Origin of the sequence: Ligilactobacillus animalis KCTC 3501 = DSM 20602 (assembly GCF_001434535.1) — a bacterium.
Lineage (GTDB): Bacteria > Bacillota > Bacilli > Lactobacillales > Lactobacillaceae > Ligilactobacillus > Ligilactobacillus animalis.
In genome coordinates this window covers 13,652-29,465 of record NZ_AYYW01000037.1, presented here as the reverse complement: position 1 = coordinate 29,465, position 15,814 = coordinate 13,652, and the positions used below count along the sequence as shown (strand labels likewise).

The window sequence follows — 15,814 nt, the reverse complement described above, 5'->3', positions numbered from 1 at the left end:
CCATCTTTATCGAAAAGATACCAATGATCATTGATCTTCTTTTCACCGACAGCCATTGCTCCATCATATGTATCAAAGTAATGCGCTTCATTGTTTACTCGTTGCCAACCGTATTGCATCCAACCGTCTTCATTGTAATATGTATGCTTTTCAGATCCATATGGGCGTAGATCTTGGATGCCGCGTTGCATATTTCCATCTTTATCGAAAAGATACCAATGATCATTGATCTTCTTTTCACCAACAGCCATTGCTCCATCATATGTGTCAAAGTAATGTGCTTCATTGTTTACTCGTTGCCAACCGTATTGCATTTGCCCAGCTTCATTGTAATATGCATGCTTTTCAGATCCATATGGGCGTAGATCTTGAAGCCCCTGTTGCATTTCACCTCGATCATTGAATAAGTACCAATGATCATCTATTTTTTGTTCTCCAGTAACTTTATCGGTTACATTATCAATAACAGCTCGTTCCGCCGAGGTATCGTTTTGTGCTACCGTTTCATTTGTTATATTTTCATCATTATTGACATCTTTTGTTTCATCTGTTTTTTCAACTTCTTTATTATCGTTATCATCATTATTTTTTAACGTTTCATCTTCATTAGAAATTGAATTATTATCAAAATTTAAGCTTTTTTCTGATTGAACCACGTTAGCATTTTCATTGTTTACACTAACTTCATCAGCCATAGATAGCGATGTTCCCATTGCGATCCCAGTAACTACCCCTACAGTGATCAGCGGAGCTACTACCCAGTTTTTTCCTGCTTTATACATTTTGTAGTGCTTCTTCACTTCAAAATTATCCATTATTTCTCTCCGTTCTATCGATTTATTGCTACTAATAAAAATACACAACACATAAAATTATACTGATAATAACCATAAAAACAAGAAATATTTTACATGCAAAATATATAAAAAAATAACCTAAAAGTTGCATCCAACTTTTAGGTTATTTTTCTTAACTTTAAATTAAAGTTGTTTTTCCAGTTGTAATGATCTCATCCAACTTCTTCAAAACGTTTTCGCCTACGACCTTACCATTTTTGTCAGTAGTATATTCGACGTTATTGACTGTTACTTTACCATTCTTCAACTTACGCCCATTAACATCATAGTAATAAATATCACCATTAGCTAATTGAACAAAGCCATCACGTAAAGAAATACCATTATTCAAGAAATAGTAATCTGCTACTTGAGCATCACTATCGATCGTCAAAGCAGTATTGGTTACCATATTTCCATCGTTGTCGAAGTAATACCAGTTATTTTTACCATCTTTAACAAAGGCATTCTTCATAATTTCGCCTTCACTGTTATAATAGTTAACTTTTCCAGCATCATTTTTCCAGAAACCATTCTTAGTGATCTTACCACGTAATTGACTAGGCAAGAATACTTCACTTGTTTCAGCTACCCTAAAGTAAGTAGCACCATCACGTAATACAAATTCTGCACCGCGATGCAAGATATTAGTCCCATTTAGATACTTAGCTGACCATTCAGTGATCTTTTCACTAGGATCGATAGTTACCCCGGTTGAAGGTTGCTTTGTCTTAAATAGTTCTGGATACTTTTGTTTTAATTCTTCAAGATAGCGACCGCCATATTCTTTTTGGTATTGTCCACCACCAATAGTATTAACAACATATAAAGTATTATCGATTTGAGTACCGTCAACTTTATTCCCAAATTCATCAGATCGTACGACCGATACAACTTCCTTACCAGGTAAGCTATAGATCTGATCTGGGACCCAGTCAGCGATCACTTGGATCCCACCAGCGTGTAGAGCTTTTAATACATTGACTAGATCTTGATAAGAACCGTACTTATTATTCTTACTCATTGCAAGATCATAACGATCAGTGAAGGCATAACCATTATCAATGATCGAATCCAAGAATGAGCCGTCATGACTAGATACATATTGCGGTGCTAACTGGAAGCTAGTAACTCCCCAACTATTGAACAGGTCAACATTTTGAGCAATAATAGCATTCGCATTCTCACTTGCATTTTCTGGGAAGGCTTGGAAGTTTGAGAAACCTTCATAAATCAGATTTGAGTCAAGCGCTGCATTAGAATGGAATACTGAACCATCCGTTGTCGTCTTAGTTGATGCTGCTGTCCGTGCATCTTGAGTTGCACTGGCACCGACAGGGACCCACATAGCCAAATAGCCAGACACATACGGATTCATGACACCTTTAATTGCAGTATTAGCCTGAACTTTACCATTTGTAACAACATCTTTATTTGTAAAGATCAAATCACCATCATTATTAGTATAAACAACTGGCGCATTTGCATCAGATGTATAGTTGATCAAACCATTTGCAGAAGATAACATTACCGCACGATATGCTTGATTTTTGTGTGCAGCTCCCATGTGTAGAACAACTTTTTCACCATCATTTAGTTTAAGGCTGTTATTGTTACTAATGATCAACCCCATACCTTGAGTCCGAGTTTCACTTGTTCCCTTATCAGTTACATTTAAGGCACCTTTACCAAAACGAACACTAGTTAAAATATCATGGCCGTCTACATCTAATGTTTGACCACCAGCAACATACTTAGTACGCGTCTTCAATAGGTTATCGATCGCATCAAAGTAGATCGATTTTTCTGCCATATATTTACCAGCATCAGAATAAAGATCACCATAGTACACACGTGGAATAGTATCTTTATTTGTCAAAAGAATAGCGTAAGAACTTGGAATATTGTAGCGATTATACTTCTTATTGGTCAACTTTTGATCAGCCATATAATCTTTTAGACCTTGTTGTAACTCTTCATTTGTATATACGCCCCATGGTTTCCCAGTTGTATCTTGGATCAACTGCAAGATATCTTCTTGGACCGATGCATCATGTGCACGAACAAATGAATAGTTAGGGATAGCCGTGTTCTCAGTATTATCTTTTGAACGATCCACTAAATACCATTCTTTGAAACGTTGCATTCTATCAACTTTATCTGGTGCTTGACCTAGAGAAAACTTAAGTTGTTGCACGATGTAATCATCCATTGTTAACTGTGGATTACCAATAGAATTTACATACTCAGGATCCTTATCATTCCAGTCTTCTAAAATGGAGATATGTTTATTAGCTGTTGCATCATTTTGCCCCACTTTATAGGCAGCCTTGAAGTAATCACCAGCGATACTCAATAAACTTGCATCAACATTATCTACCGCATCAATACGGATCCCATCAAAGTTAGCGCTAGGGTCATTGGCCGTGATCGTACCAAAATTCATCAAGAAGTGTAACCAGTTCAATTGTTCTGCTTGAACGACTGGATTAGAGTTATCGATATCATTAGCTAACAAGAACTCTGCCCCAACATTATTTTGTGTCAACATTGTTGGTTGATATCCTAACTTACGCCATTCAGAGTTAGCATATGGTGTTAGTTCACTATTAACATATTTCAAGAATCCACCCTGGAATTTTTGCAAACCTTCAGTACTTACCCCTTCACTTTGCTCATTCCAGATATCTTGTGTCTTGATAAAATCAGTGATCAGATCTCTTAGCCATGTTGTATCGTTTTCTTTAGTAATTTTACGTTCGATATTTCTTTGAGCTTCTTGAGCCGCAAAATCCATATAGTTAGGATCACTTTCAGCATTATATGTGCCTGAGTTATTGATAAAGCCCTTATCTTTCATATAGTTTAGATAATTAGCCTTGATCTGCTCATTTGGCCACCACGTCATCAAGAGAGGGCGTAGATCAGTTTCTGTCGTAGCTGTCCAAGTACTACCATCTTTCAAGATAGATTTTGGACGATACCAGCTATCAGCTGTTAAAAAGCCATTGATATTTTCAAAGCTATTACCATCAAATGAATACGCTGCATTATTAGTGATAAACTCTACATTACCGCTAACGACACCTTTTTTATATTGGTCTTCTAGGGTATTTGTCCCCTTACCAGTCTTGGCATCGAAGTACATCCATTTATTATCAGCACCAAGAACTACCAAATTCTTTTTGATATTCCCTGATCTCTTATCAACAAAGTAGTTATTGCCCTTGATATTTTGGACCCCTGTCAATAAAGCACCTGTTTTTTCGTCAAATAACAAGTCAACACCATTAACGTTTTGGAGGCCTCGTTGCATACTACCATTAGCACGACTAAATAGGTACCAGTTACCATCAATATTTTGATAGCCATAAACCATAGCTGCTGTTTTAGGATCATAGTAGACAACTTTATCTTGACCATATGCTTTAAGGTCTTGGAAACCAGTTTGGATAGTTCCAGAATTATTAAATAGATACCAGTTATTTCCAACCTTCACTTGTCCCTTAGCTTCTAAAGCACCATTGAAAGTGTTGAAATTATGATCTACTCCATTGATATTTTGTTTACCGTAAAGCATCCAACCATCTTGATTATAGTAAACTAATTTATTCTCTTCTGGAATATATTGAATGCCACGTTGCATTGCACCATCTTTATCAAATAGATACCAATGATCATTGATCTTCTTTTGCCCCGTAGTCATTGCACCATTGAACGTATCAAAGTAACGAGTTGCATTATTTACCCATTGCCAGCCATAGAGCATCCAACCATCTTGGTTATAATAAACCGTCTTATTATCCCCGTAGTTTTTGAGATTTTGGAAGCCACGTTGCATTGCACCGTTATTGTCAAATAAATACCAATGTCCAGTAATAAGTTTTTGTCCGGTAGCCATTGCGCCATTGAAGGTATCAAAGTAACGAGTTGCATTGTCTACCCATTGCCAGCCATATTGCATTTGACCATTTGGAGCATAATAGACTGTCTTATTTTGTTCCGGGATCTTAACGAAGCCGGTCTTCATTGCACCATTAAAGGTGTCAAAATTATACCATTTATTATCGATCTTTTGTTGACCATAAAGCATCCAGCCATCTTGGTTATAGTAAACTGTCTTATCGTCACCGTAAGCTTTTAAGTTTTGGAAACCACGTTGCATTGCACCAGTAGTTTTATCAAATAGATACCAATGTCCATTGATATTTTGTTGGCCATGGACCATTTGTGCAGTTTTGGTACTGTAATAGACTGTCTTTCCTTGGTCATTGATCCATTGCCATCCATCTACTACTTGTCCAGCATTATTGAATAAGTACCAATTATCAGCGATCTTCGTTTGGCCTTTACCCTTAATAGCACCGTTAAAAGTATCAGCTTGGTATTTTTGCCCATCGATCTCAACTGTACCATACTGCATTTGACCTTGCTCATTGTAGTAGGCTAGTTTCTTTTGATCACGAATATATTGCAGACCAGTTTGCATTGCACCATTGAAGGTATCAAATAAATACCAATTTCCATTGATATTTTGTTGGCCGTAGACCATTTGCTTGCTATCTGGATTATAATAAACCGTCTTATTTTGGTCTTTTATCTCTTGGAAACCAGTTAAATAATTTCCTTGTTCATCTTTTAGGTACCAATTTCCATTTACATTTTCTTGTGTATATTTATTTTCCTTTTCAGCGGTGTTAACTTGTGCTGTGCTGTCTACAGCATTTTTATCCGCAACTGTTGTTGTATTCTGTTCGGAAGATTCCACATTTTTAACAGTTGTATCCTTATTTGTCTCAGCTGTTGTTACTTCTTTTTCAACATTAGTTGTTTTTTCTTCACTAGAAGCCATATCTGCATCTTGTGTAGTAAGTTGCGCTTCAGTTGCTTTCGCTTCATTAGAAACATCTGTTGTAGTATCAGTTGATTCGTCAGTATTTAACGTTTGTTCTGTTTGGGTCTCATTGCTACTACTCGTCTCATCTGCTAAAGCACTAGTCGTACTAGCAAATCCAAAAATTCCCACTGCAATTGCTGCAAATACCCAATGTTTACCAGCTTTATACATCTTGTAGTGTAATTTTTTCTCAAACATTTTTATTCATATACTCCTATTCTTCTTTTAATAACGCGCCATTAAAGGTATCAAAGTAATAACGTTTACCATTGATCGTTTGCCAACCATAGAGCATCCAACCATCATAGTTATAGTAAACTGTTTTTTCTTTCCCATTTTCCATTACTTTTTGGAAACCACGTTGCATTTGACCTTTGTCGTTGAACAAATACCAATGTCCATTGATGTAACGTTCGCCAGTCATCATTGCGCCATTGAATGTATCAAAATAGTATGGAACATCATTGATACCCTGCCAACCGTAGAGCATCCAGCCATCATAGTTGTAGTAAACAGTCTTCTCTTTGCCATTTTCCATTACTTTTTGGAAGCCACGTTGCATTTGACCTTTATCATTGAACAAATACCAATGTCCATTGAGATAACGTTCGCCAGTCATCATTGCACCAGTTGATTTATCAAAATAATATGGAACATTATCGATCCCTTGCCAACCATAAAGGCGCCAACCATCATAGTTATAGTAAACGGTCTTTTCTTTGCCATTTTCCATTACCTTTTGGAAACCACGTTGCATTTGACCTTTATCATTGAACAAATACCAGTGACCGTTAATGTAGCGCTCACCAGTCATCATTGCACCATTGAACGTATCAAAATAATATGGAACATTATCGATCCCTTGCCAGCCATACAACATCCAGCCATCTTGGTTGTAGTAGACTGTCTTATCATCGCCGTAAGCTTTGAGATTTTGGAAGCCACGTTGCATTGCGCCACTATTGTCAAATAAGTACCAGTGACCATTGATCTTTTGCTGACCAGTGACCATTGCACCATTGAATGTATCAAAATAACGTGTGGCATTATTTACCCATTGCCAGCCATACTGCATTCGACCATTATTTGCATAATAAACTGTTTTATTTTGCTCTGGGATCTGTACAAGTCCCGTCTTCATCGCACCATCAACAACATCAAAATTATACCAGTACCCATCGATCTTTTGTTGACCATATTGCATCTGACCGTTATTGGCGTAATAAACTGTCTTATCTTGACCATATGGACTTAAGCTTTGGAAGCCATATTGCATAGCACCTGTAACTTGATCAAATAAATACCAATGTCCGTCTTTAAAAACTTGTTGGGTGACAGGTTTTTCAGCTGTATCTGATTTTGAGAACAAACCATTGAAGTCGATCGAAAGGTCTAAAGCCCCCATATTCTCTCGTCCTGGTAAGTAAGCAGTTGATGAAAATTGCCAAGCACCATATCCTAAGTTCCGCCATTCCTGTTCATAATAACCATTATTAGTTGGTACAAATGGATATTGTGACCACCAAGTCTTTGCTCGACCAACAGTTGCGATCGCAGCTTCATAATATGGATAGCCTCCACCGGTATAAACACCACGGTTATTGAATCCAGCTGCTGTTAAAGCATTCCAAAAGCTATTCAAATTACCACGCACGTCATTACTATAAGTACTATGGTCTTCCATATCAGCAAAGACCAATGTATCTTGACCTAAACCTAGATTTTCCATCGTATTTACTACATGTCGTCCTTCAGCATAACCTGTAGCAGCATCATTAAATCTCGCATAATGGTAGATAGACACTGTTAAGCCTGCATTCTTAGCATAATTTATTTGCTTAGTAGCTGCAGGATTTACATAGCTTTGGCCTTCAGTTAGTTTAACAACAACAGCTTTGATACCTAATTGCTTTAATTTATTGAAATCATCTTGATTTAGCCAAGATTGGTATGAGGCCACATCAATGGCATCCCCACGAGTATATTGACTATCTCCTATGTATATAGCATCTGGTGTTTGCATTTTAGTTGCAACTTTATTAACTTGAAGTTGTTGTGCTTGTGCATTTTCAGCCACATTTTCATTGGCTTGTTTCTCATCAGTTGTCAATTGCAATTCTTGAGTAGCATTGGTATCATCGACTACATCTTCTGTCGACAACTCATCTTTATTCTGTGCCTGATCAGTAGCATTGGTATTATCTTCTTGAGCTGTATCATTCAAATCAACTTTTGCTTGATCACTTGTGCTGGAACTTTCATTTTGCACATCTTTTTGTTCAGAGACTTGTTGGTCTAGTTGAACAGTTGTCTGATCATTTTGTTCATTTGATACGTTACTACTATCCTTATCAGTGACTACTTGTTGTGTATTTTGTGCTTCAACGCTTACCTGATCAGCTTTAACGTTCTGTGTTGCATACATCCCTGTTGAGATCGCCATCATTGTCATACCAGAGGCTAGCCAAATTTTACGCTTATTCATCTTACGATAGCTGGCTAAAGCCTTCTTTTTGCGCCTGTAATCCATTTCTGTCACCCTTTCAGAAAATCAAAATCCTTTAATAAAAATAAACACTTTTAAACAATTCTTTATTATAGCAGTAAGACATTGAATTTTACATATCAAAGTTTGCATTTTTCATAATTTCTACCTATACTAATACATTGGTGGTTCGCAACCATCCCACCGTAATAAAAAACTAGGAGAGACATTTTATGACAAAAACACATACTCGGACCGTCCAGCTGGCTAAGGCTGGGATGGTCGCAGCTTTATATGTTGCCTTTACTTTGATCAACCCATTGAGCTTTGGTGCTGTCCAACTGCGCTTTTCAGAATTGTTCAATAATTTGAGCATTTTTAATAAGCGTTATATCTGGGCGGTAACTTTGGGCTGTGCGATCGCCAACCTTCAATCGCCCCTAGGGATCATCGATGTGATCTTTGGTACTTTAGGGACTTTGGTGATGACTTCGCTCAGCTACTGGGCGACACGCAACGTCAGATCAGTACCACTTAAGTTGACGATCTGTGTCATTATATGCACACTGATGTCTTGGAGCGTAGCCTTAGAGTTACACTATGTAAGTGGCTTACCATTTTGGGCAACTTATCTTTCTGTCGGGATCGGCGAATTTATTTCGATGACTCTCGGTGCAATTTTAGTCTATTTCTTAAGCAAAGCAATTGATCTAACAGAATAACGAGGTATTTTAAGATGACATTTGAAGAAGTTTTACCGGCTTTAAAAGCTGGCCGAAAAGCCGTCCGAACTGTTGGTTGGGGCGGAAGTGAAGAATATATCTTCGTCGTTAAGGATGACACTTTAAACGGCGAAAAGATCAACCCTTATCTCATGATCAAAACTAAAGAAGAACCAGCACTTTCACAATTCATGCCAACTTCATGCGATGTTTTAGCAACTGACTGGGAATTGGTGGACTAATGACAAATTATCCTCAATTAGCTGGGCAAGTCGTCGTTGGAACTGGCGTGGCTTCTGGGATCGGCTTAGCACAAGCCCGCGCCTTTCTAGCACAAGGTGTGACCTTTTTTGGGACCGATCTAGTTGAAAACGCTGAACTTATGGCCCTTAAGCAAGCTTATCCATCTAACTTTTACTTTCATCCCTGTGATGTGCGTAAAAGTTCTGATATCAAACAGCTAGTGGCATTTGTCTTAGAGCATACCACGCAAGTAGATATCTTACTCAATACAGCTGGGATCTTAGATGCTTATACACCTAGTTTAGAAACGACCGAAGAGCTTTGGGATAACATCTTTGATACGAATCTAAAGAGTATCTTTTTATTGACCAACGCGCTCTTACCGACCATGTTAGCTCAAAAACATGGCGTGATCGTCAATATGGCTTCGATCGCCGGTTTGATCGCAGGTGGAGGCGGAGCAGCTTACACCGCCAGCAAACACGCGATCATCGGTTATACCAAGCAATTATCTTTTGACTACGCCGCCAAGGGTATTCGGGTCAACTGTCTTGCTCCAGGTGCGATCAAGACCCCGATGAATCAAGCCGATTTTGCAGGCGACGCCACCATGGCCAAAGAAGTCGCCCAAAACACACCCGCTAAACGGTGGGCTGACCCCAGTGAAGTGGCTGAACTGAGCCTCTTTTTAGCCAGTCCAGCCGCTGATTATATCCACGGTTCAGTCATGCAGATCGATGGTGGCTGGAGCGTTGGTAAATAACTTTTAAGTCCCTTAGTGTCAGGGACTTTTTTCTTGCAAAAAACTAGCTCATAATACAAACAAGGGCCCACCACGATAGCTTGATCGTGGTGGGCCCTCATTATTCTTAAGCATAGATCCAACTGACTAAAAGGCTCTTTTCACCCACATGCGCCCTGATCGAGGGTTTGAGCCGTGTGATCTCGAGTTTTGTTTCTGGAAGATCAACTTGAAATTTTTGTAGCCATTTATTGGCCGTTTCAGCTGAAGCTTCATCACACATCAACATGAGATCGGTCACTACTTGTCCACTACTATTGATCTGTTCGAGCACCTTATGATATGCCCTTTTCATCCGAACACTCGTATCCAAGACTGCTAATTTACCATCATCTGTAAATTCCAGTAGCGTCTTTAAGTGTAATAAAGCATTGCCAACGACCGGAGTTCCATTTGAGACATAACCAGTTTTACGTAAATTACGAATATCATCGATCACGATGGTCTGCGTCTTATCACGCATTACACTTAACTCAGCTAAGATCTGGGTGACATTTTCACCGGCTTTGACTAGTTCGGCCGCTTGACGCACTAGTTTTGCCTGCGCTAAGCCTGTTGTATGTGAATCAAACAGGTGCACATTCAAAGCGCGCACTTCCGCTTTAGCGTATGCTCGTAAATTTTCATCTAAAGCATTGATCCCGTTAGCTAAATAGATGCAGATCACATCTGTATAGCCAGCATCAGCTAAGGTTTGCATCTGTTGGGCGAGCGTTTCCCGCGAGACTGAAGCAATATTTAGTGTTTCTTTAGAGTCATTTACGAGGTCAAAAAGCTCGCCATCACGGAGATCTTGACCTTCATAGTATACTTTTTGTCCCAAAAGTAACGGTAAAGCTAATATTTTTACATCTAAATTCGCGGCAGCATCAGCATCGATCACAGCTGAGCTATCCGTTAAAATCGCTATTTTCATTTTATTAAGACACCTATTGTAAAAAGTAATTACTATTATTCTATCACAAAAGAGGCTACAAGTTTTTGTAGCCTCTTTGATCTAACTATATTGTTCAAGCTTACTGGTCAAATATTGACGCATATCCGCCAAATGTTTGTAACCAGTCAATTTTTCTTTTGCAACTCCATCGACGAATAATAGCATCGTTGGAATACTCATCACATTATTAGCCACCGCCAGCTCCTGGTCTTGTTGGACGTCGACTTTGACAAATTTGATCTGCTCACCAAATTCTTGCTCCAAAGTCTTTAATACCGGCTCAAGTAACTTACAAGGCCCACACCAGTCGGCATAAAAATCAACTAAGACCAGACCCTTGGCTGTTTTTTGTGCAAATGTCTCTGCGTTCAAATCATCACCCCAAATATCTAATTATAACTCGATCCCTCGAAGAACGACTTGGATATCATGGCCTAATTTAGGATCATACACTGCCGTCACCATTCCTTGTTCAAACCCCTGCGCATTCAAAAAGGCTTGCGCATTTACATCTGACAAGGCTGATGAAGTCATTAACTCTTTGTAGCCTTCACGCTTCAACGCGGATCTGAGTGCCGTCAAAACTTTAGTGGCATAGTGCTGACGCAACTTTGTCTTTTCGGTCATCACTAGCCCTAACCAGGCGCAATTAGCTTGCGGATGATCTAAGACCAGATCTACCAGCACCACTAACTCGTCTTGAGCATAAAAACCTAGATAAAACTTTTGCTCTGGTAAAGCTTTTGGCGGCAATGTTTCTAATTCAGCTAAAATATCTTCTTTAGTCACTGGATTTGTTTGATAATGCTGATGATATTCTGAATGTTTAGCCTGTAAAGCTAAGATCTCATCTACATCAGCTGGGGTCAATCGTTTGACTGTGTACGGCAATAAAAAATCTAACCGCTGTAATAACATGAAACTTCCTCTTAATTTCTAACTTTATGAACGACCAAAGTCACCACGACCGAGGCCAAGACTACGATCCCAAAGGCCGCAGCCGGGATCTCGATATCGATCATTGGGATCGTTAAGAATAACTTGATCGCGATCAGACCGATCAAAAAGTATGCCATCACTTCAAGTTCAGGCACGATATCGATCAGACGCATGATAACTTCTGCGATCCCCCGCATACATAAGATCCCGATCAAGCCACCGATCAAGACGATGACTGGATTAGGCGAGATCGCCAACGAAGCTAAGATCGAGTCGATCGAAAAAACGATATCCATCAATTCGATCGAGATCACGACGGACCAAAACAACGGCAAGATCGGTTTGCGTTTTTTACCCTTTTTCCGCTTAGCACGCTCAGGATACTTCATCCGATAAAAGTGGTTGAGCGACAGATACATCAGGTAACCTGCACCCAATACTTTGATCTCCCAGAAGTGGATCAGATAAGAGCCGACCCCGATCAGAGCAAAGCGGAAGATGTAGGCGCCCCAAAGACCATAGAAAAGTGATTTTTCTTGTTGCTTTTTATCGGGCAACTTTTGGGTCTGGGCAGCTAACACGATCGCATTATCGACGGACAATAGACATTCGATCAAAACTAAGGAGAAAATGATCATCCAGTCTTCACCGGATTCGATCACTGTCTTCCAGTTGTTTACATCAAAAAAAGGACCATATAATTTAGTTAAGATATCCACTTTTTCTCTTCGCTTTCTCTATTAATTTGTTCTCCGTCTTTTATCCTAGCACATCGCGAAAAATTTTGTAAAATCAATTAACTTCTATGCCGACTTTTTTTGCCATTTCAACCCAATACCAGAGATCCCACTTAAGATCGAAAATACTGGACACAATAAACTAAAGAAGGTAAATGGTAAGAAAGCTAAAACTGAGACGCCTAATGTCGAAGCTGCAAATGAACCAGCTACGCCCCATGGGATCAAGTAGTTGATGACGCTCCCGCCATCTTCTAAGACCCGACTCAAGCTCAACGGATCGAGTTTCAAACGTTCAAACGCGCCCTTAAACGCACGACCTGGCAAGATCACAGAGAGGTATTGTTCCCCGACAAATAAGTTGATCGCGATCCCAGAACAGATCGTCACGGTAACCAATTTACCCGGTGTATTTAATTTCTTAGCTAATGGATCCATCGCAGCGGCGACGATCCCAAATTTCATCAAAAGTCCACCTAAAGCCAATGTCATGATGATCAAAGAAACTGTTCCCATCATGTTGGAGATCCCACCCCGAGTCAACAGGGCGTTCACGTCGGCATTTTTGGTTTGGGCCACAAAACCGGTCTCTACCAAACTAGCTAATTGTTTGATCGTAAAATGCGGATCATTGATAAAGATCATCACCGTTGAAACAAAAATATTGATAAACAAGGTCGGGATCGCTGGGATCTTGCACCAAGCACAGACAAACATCAAGATGATCGGTAAACTAGCCCACCAATTGATCGTAAAATGTTGATTTAAAATATTGATCGTTTCATTGACCCGGGTCATATCTGGTGCTTTGCTGGCATGTCCGAGTGCTAAAAAGCCAACTAAAGAGATCAAAAATGCTGGGATCGTTGTCCACATCATATTTTTAATATGGGCAAAAAGTTCAGATCCAGCCACCGCTGAAGCTAAGTTGGTCGAATCAGACAACGGTGACATCTTATCGCCAAAGATCGCACCTGATAAGATCGCACCCGCTACTAAAGCTGGATTCAAGCCCATCGTCATTCCCATACCTAAGATCGCGATCCCGACCGTTGAGATCGTGGTAAAACCACTTCCGATCGATAACCCGACCAACGAACAAACGATAAAGGCTGATGGTACAAAAAATTTAACACTCAAGCTATTAAAACCAAAGACCATCAAGGCTGGAATGATACCCGCCTTGATCCAAACTGCGATCAAAGTCCCGATCAACAAGAAGATAAAGATCGGAATGATCGCCGTCGTGATACCTTCCGTGATCCCATCATGTACTTCATCCCAAGTTGCTTTTTTGACCTTAGCCCATGCGATAAGCAAAGCGACCACAAATAAAACTGGCAATTGGGGCGAGAGACCAAATCCGATGACCCCTGTCCCTAAAATGGCTAACATCAAAACTAAAATAATAATTGCTTCTCCAAAATTTATCTTTTTCATCCTAATTATTCCCCCGAATCTAAAATTATCTCCGTTACCTTAAGTTCCTCTCGTTATGTAAATAGCGCAAAAGTCCACCGCATTTGTGCATAAATTTCCCTCCTAAATTCTTGACTGACCACAAAAAAAGTCGCCCCTTTTAACTAAAAAAGGGACGACTTAAATAAACCGTGGTACCACCCAGCTTAAGTGAGTAATAAAACTCACTTCACTTTCACCGGTGCGATAACGGTCCGGTCTGCCGTTCAGAATCACGTCGTCTATATTTGGTACCTACCACCCTGACTGGCTCGCATCGACCGCCAGCTTTCTGACTCCCAGATGATAGGACTACTTCTACGACTTCTGTTGCTATTCATAATACAAACATATTAGAGCAATGTCAACTAATTTTTATAATAATTTAATTAAGTTGTTGCCATAAGCGCTTCTGACCTCGTCTAAGACCACAAAAGCGGTCGGATCGATCTGTGCGATCTTATCCATGACTTTGACTTGCAACTTAGCTTCACAAACACAATAGATGATCTTTTTAGGCTGCCCACTGACATAACCATGCCCATCCAGTAATGTGATCCCTGTTTGGTTGAGGTTTGATAACGCCTGGGCGATCGTTTCACTCTTATCTGAAATGATCGTAAAAGCCCGTTTCGCAATAAATGCTTCTAACATTTTATTTAGAACTACTGCTGAAATATACAATTCGATGATCGTCAGGAGCATATTTTCAAAACCGATCAAGACAAATGACGGGATCGCCACCATCAGATCAAAACCGAGCATCGCTGAACCGGTCTTGATCCCAAAGTATTTATTCATGATCTTAGCTAAGATCGTACTGCCCGCCGTGGTGCCTTCACCTTTCATGATGATGCCCATTGCGATCCCCATCAAAACACCACCAATGATCGCTGCCACAAGGGGATCATGGAGTTTGAACTGGATCTGACTGGTGAGTTTGAGCCAAAACGAGATACTAGCGATCGCCACGATCGTATATAACACTGTCTGTTTACTCAACATCTTCCAGCCCACAAATAATAAAATCCCATTTAAGATCAAGTTCGTCAGTGCTGGCGGAAATCCGATCCAGTAATAAAAGATCGTCATCAACCCCGTCACGCCACCTTCACCTAATTTGCTTGGGATCAAAAAGGAATTGATCGCTAACGCATAGATGAGCGCGCCAATAAAATTTAAAGCAATATTTTTTATAATAGTTCTATTTATGTTCACTGTGGTCCCACCCTAAATCTAAGCTGATCTCTTCAGTCGTTTGCTTTGTAGCAGTTGGCTGATTCAAATAACCTTTGATCAAGGCATAGATCTCACCACGTGTCTTCGCTGTCAGCTTCTGTTGTTGAAATGATAATTGCGCATTGGAAGCAAATAACTCATTGAGATCATAATTGTCGTAAGAACGCCCACTTAAATAATCTAGTGACACCTGGAAATATTCTGCTAACTGCAAAACTTCCAGATAAGATGGTGTGGTCGTGCCTCGCTCCCATTTTCCGATCTGTGAAATCGTTTTGTTGCGTTTGCTATATGAGACCTCCATTTGGTTCAGTGCTTGTGCTAATTCACTTAACGATAGCCCCGCCCCTAGTCTTAAGGCCCGTAGTCTTTCTGGAAACATCTGATCACCCACTTTTGTTTAGTTACCTTAATTTTAACATTAATTTGAGCTTATCGGGGAAGAGGGAACAGATCAATCGTTATCTTTTTTACCAAAAATAACTTATTTTGAGTAATTAAGCTTTTACTATTGCTTAT

Annotated in this window: 13 protein-coding genes and 1 riboswitch; of the genes, 3 read left to right on the top strand and 10 right to left on the bottom strand. The window is 39.6% G+C overall.

From position 1 onward, the window contains the following. The 3 genes from FC30_RS09540 to FC30_RS06600 all read right to left on the bottom strand — a co-directional run. The coding region (locus FC30_RS09540) for a KxYKxGKxW signal peptide domain-containing protein (RefSeq protein WP_167541657.1) at positions 1-815 on the bottom strand (815 nt) is incomplete at its 3' end. 160 nt (positions 816-975) lie between these two features. Further along, positions 976-5,931, bottom strand: coding sequence for a glycoside hydrolase family 70 protein (locus FC30_RS09355; protein ID WP_010690264.1), 4,956 nt, complete (start codon positions 5,929-5,931; stop codon positions 976-978). A gap of 16 nt (positions 5,932-5,947) precedes the next feature. Next, positions 5,948-8,263, bottom strand: a complete 2,316-nt coding sequence (locus tag FC30_RS06600) for a GH25 family lysozyme (RefSeq protein ID WP_010690263.1) — start codon at positions 8,261-8,263, stop codon at positions 5,948-5,950. Positions 8,264-8,397: 134 nt separating this feature from the next. Beyond that, positions 8,398-8,445: riboswitch (PreQ1 riboswitch) on the top strand. Positions 8,446-8,451: 6 nt separating this feature from the next. On the opposite strand from FC30_RS06600, the gene FC30_RS06595 reads away from it, so the two are divergent. Genes FC30_RS06595 through FC30_RS06585 form a run of 3 tightly spaced genes read left to right on the top strand, consistent with a single transcriptional unit; the run spans position 8,452 to position 9,946 of the window. Then, positions 8,452-8,940 carry a QueT transporter family protein gene (locus tag FC30_RS06595; protein ID WP_010690262.1) on the top strand — a complete coding sequence of 163 codons (489 nt, stop codon included), beginning with the start codon at positions 8,452-8,454 and terminating at the stop codon, positions 8,938-8,940. Positions 8,941-8,954: 14 nt separating this feature from the next. Next, positions 8,955-9,182 carry a DUF2829 domain-containing protein gene (locus tag FC30_RS06590; RefSeq protein ID WP_010690261.1) on the top strand — a complete coding sequence of 76 codons (228 nt, stop codon included), beginning with the start codon at positions 8,955-8,957 and terminating at the stop codon, positions 9,180-9,182. Beyond that, positions 9,182-9,946, top strand: coding sequence for a 3-oxoacyl-ACP reductase (locus FC30_RS06585; protein ID WP_010690260.1), 765 nt, complete (start codon positions 9,182-9,184; stop codon positions 9,944-9,946). The genes FC30_RS06590 and FC30_RS06585 overlap by 1 nt, the downstream gene beginning before the upstream one ends. A 106-nt stretch (positions 9,947-10,052) precedes the next feature. Here FC30_RS06585 and FC30_RS06580 read toward each other — a convergent pair whose 3' ends face one another. From FC30_RS06580 to FC30_RS06550, 7 genes are all read right to left on the bottom strand, one after another. Then, the gene (locus tag FC30_RS06580; protein ID WP_010690259.1) at positions 10,053-10,901 is read right to left on the bottom strand and encodes a DegV family protein; all 849 of its coding nucleotides are present in this window, start codon (positions 10,899-10,901) and stop codon (positions 10,053-10,055) included. Between the two features lie 81 nt (positions 10,902-10,982). Then, positions 10,983-11,294: a thioredoxin gene (gene trxA, locus FC30_RS06575; protein WP_010690258.1), complete on the bottom strand. Its 312-nt coding sequence runs from the start codon at positions 11,292-11,294 to the stop codon at positions 10,983-10,985. Positions 11,295-11,315: 21 nt separating this feature from the next. Further along, positions 11,316-11,840 (bottom strand): GNAT family N-acetyltransferase, encoded by a 525-nt coding sequence (locus FC30_RS06570; protein WP_010690257.1) that lies wholly within the window; start codon positions 11,838-11,840, stop codon positions 11,316-11,318. An 11-nt stretch (positions 11,841-11,851) separates the two neighbouring features. Then, complete coding sequence (locus tag FC30_RS06565; RefSeq protein ID WP_010690255.1) at positions 11,852-12,580, bottom strand: TerC family protein; 729 nt, start codon at positions 12,578-12,580, stop codon at positions 11,852-11,854. 84 nt (positions 12,581-12,664) lie between these two features. Beyond that, positions 12,665-14,038, bottom strand: coding sequence for a Na+/H+ antiporter NhaC (nhaC, locus tag FC30_RS06560; RefSeq protein WP_010690253.1), 1,374 nt, complete (start codon positions 14,036-14,038; stop codon positions 12,665-12,667). Between the two features lie 393 nt (positions 14,039-14,431). Continuing rightward, entirely contained in the window at positions 14,432-15,274 is an 843-nt protein-coding gene (locus FC30_RS06555; RefSeq protein WP_010690252.1) for a YitT family protein, read from the bottom strand. Continuing rightward, positions 15,261-15,677 carry a helix-turn-helix domain-containing protein gene (locus tag FC30_RS06550; RefSeq protein WP_010690250.1) on the bottom strand — a complete coding sequence of 139 codons (417 nt, stop codon included), beginning with the start codon at positions 15,675-15,677 and terminating at the stop codon, positions 15,261-15,263. Before FC30_RS06550 ends, FC30_RS06555 begins: the two co-directional genes overlap by 14 nt. Between the last annotated feature and the right edge of the window lie 137 nt (positions 15,678-15,814).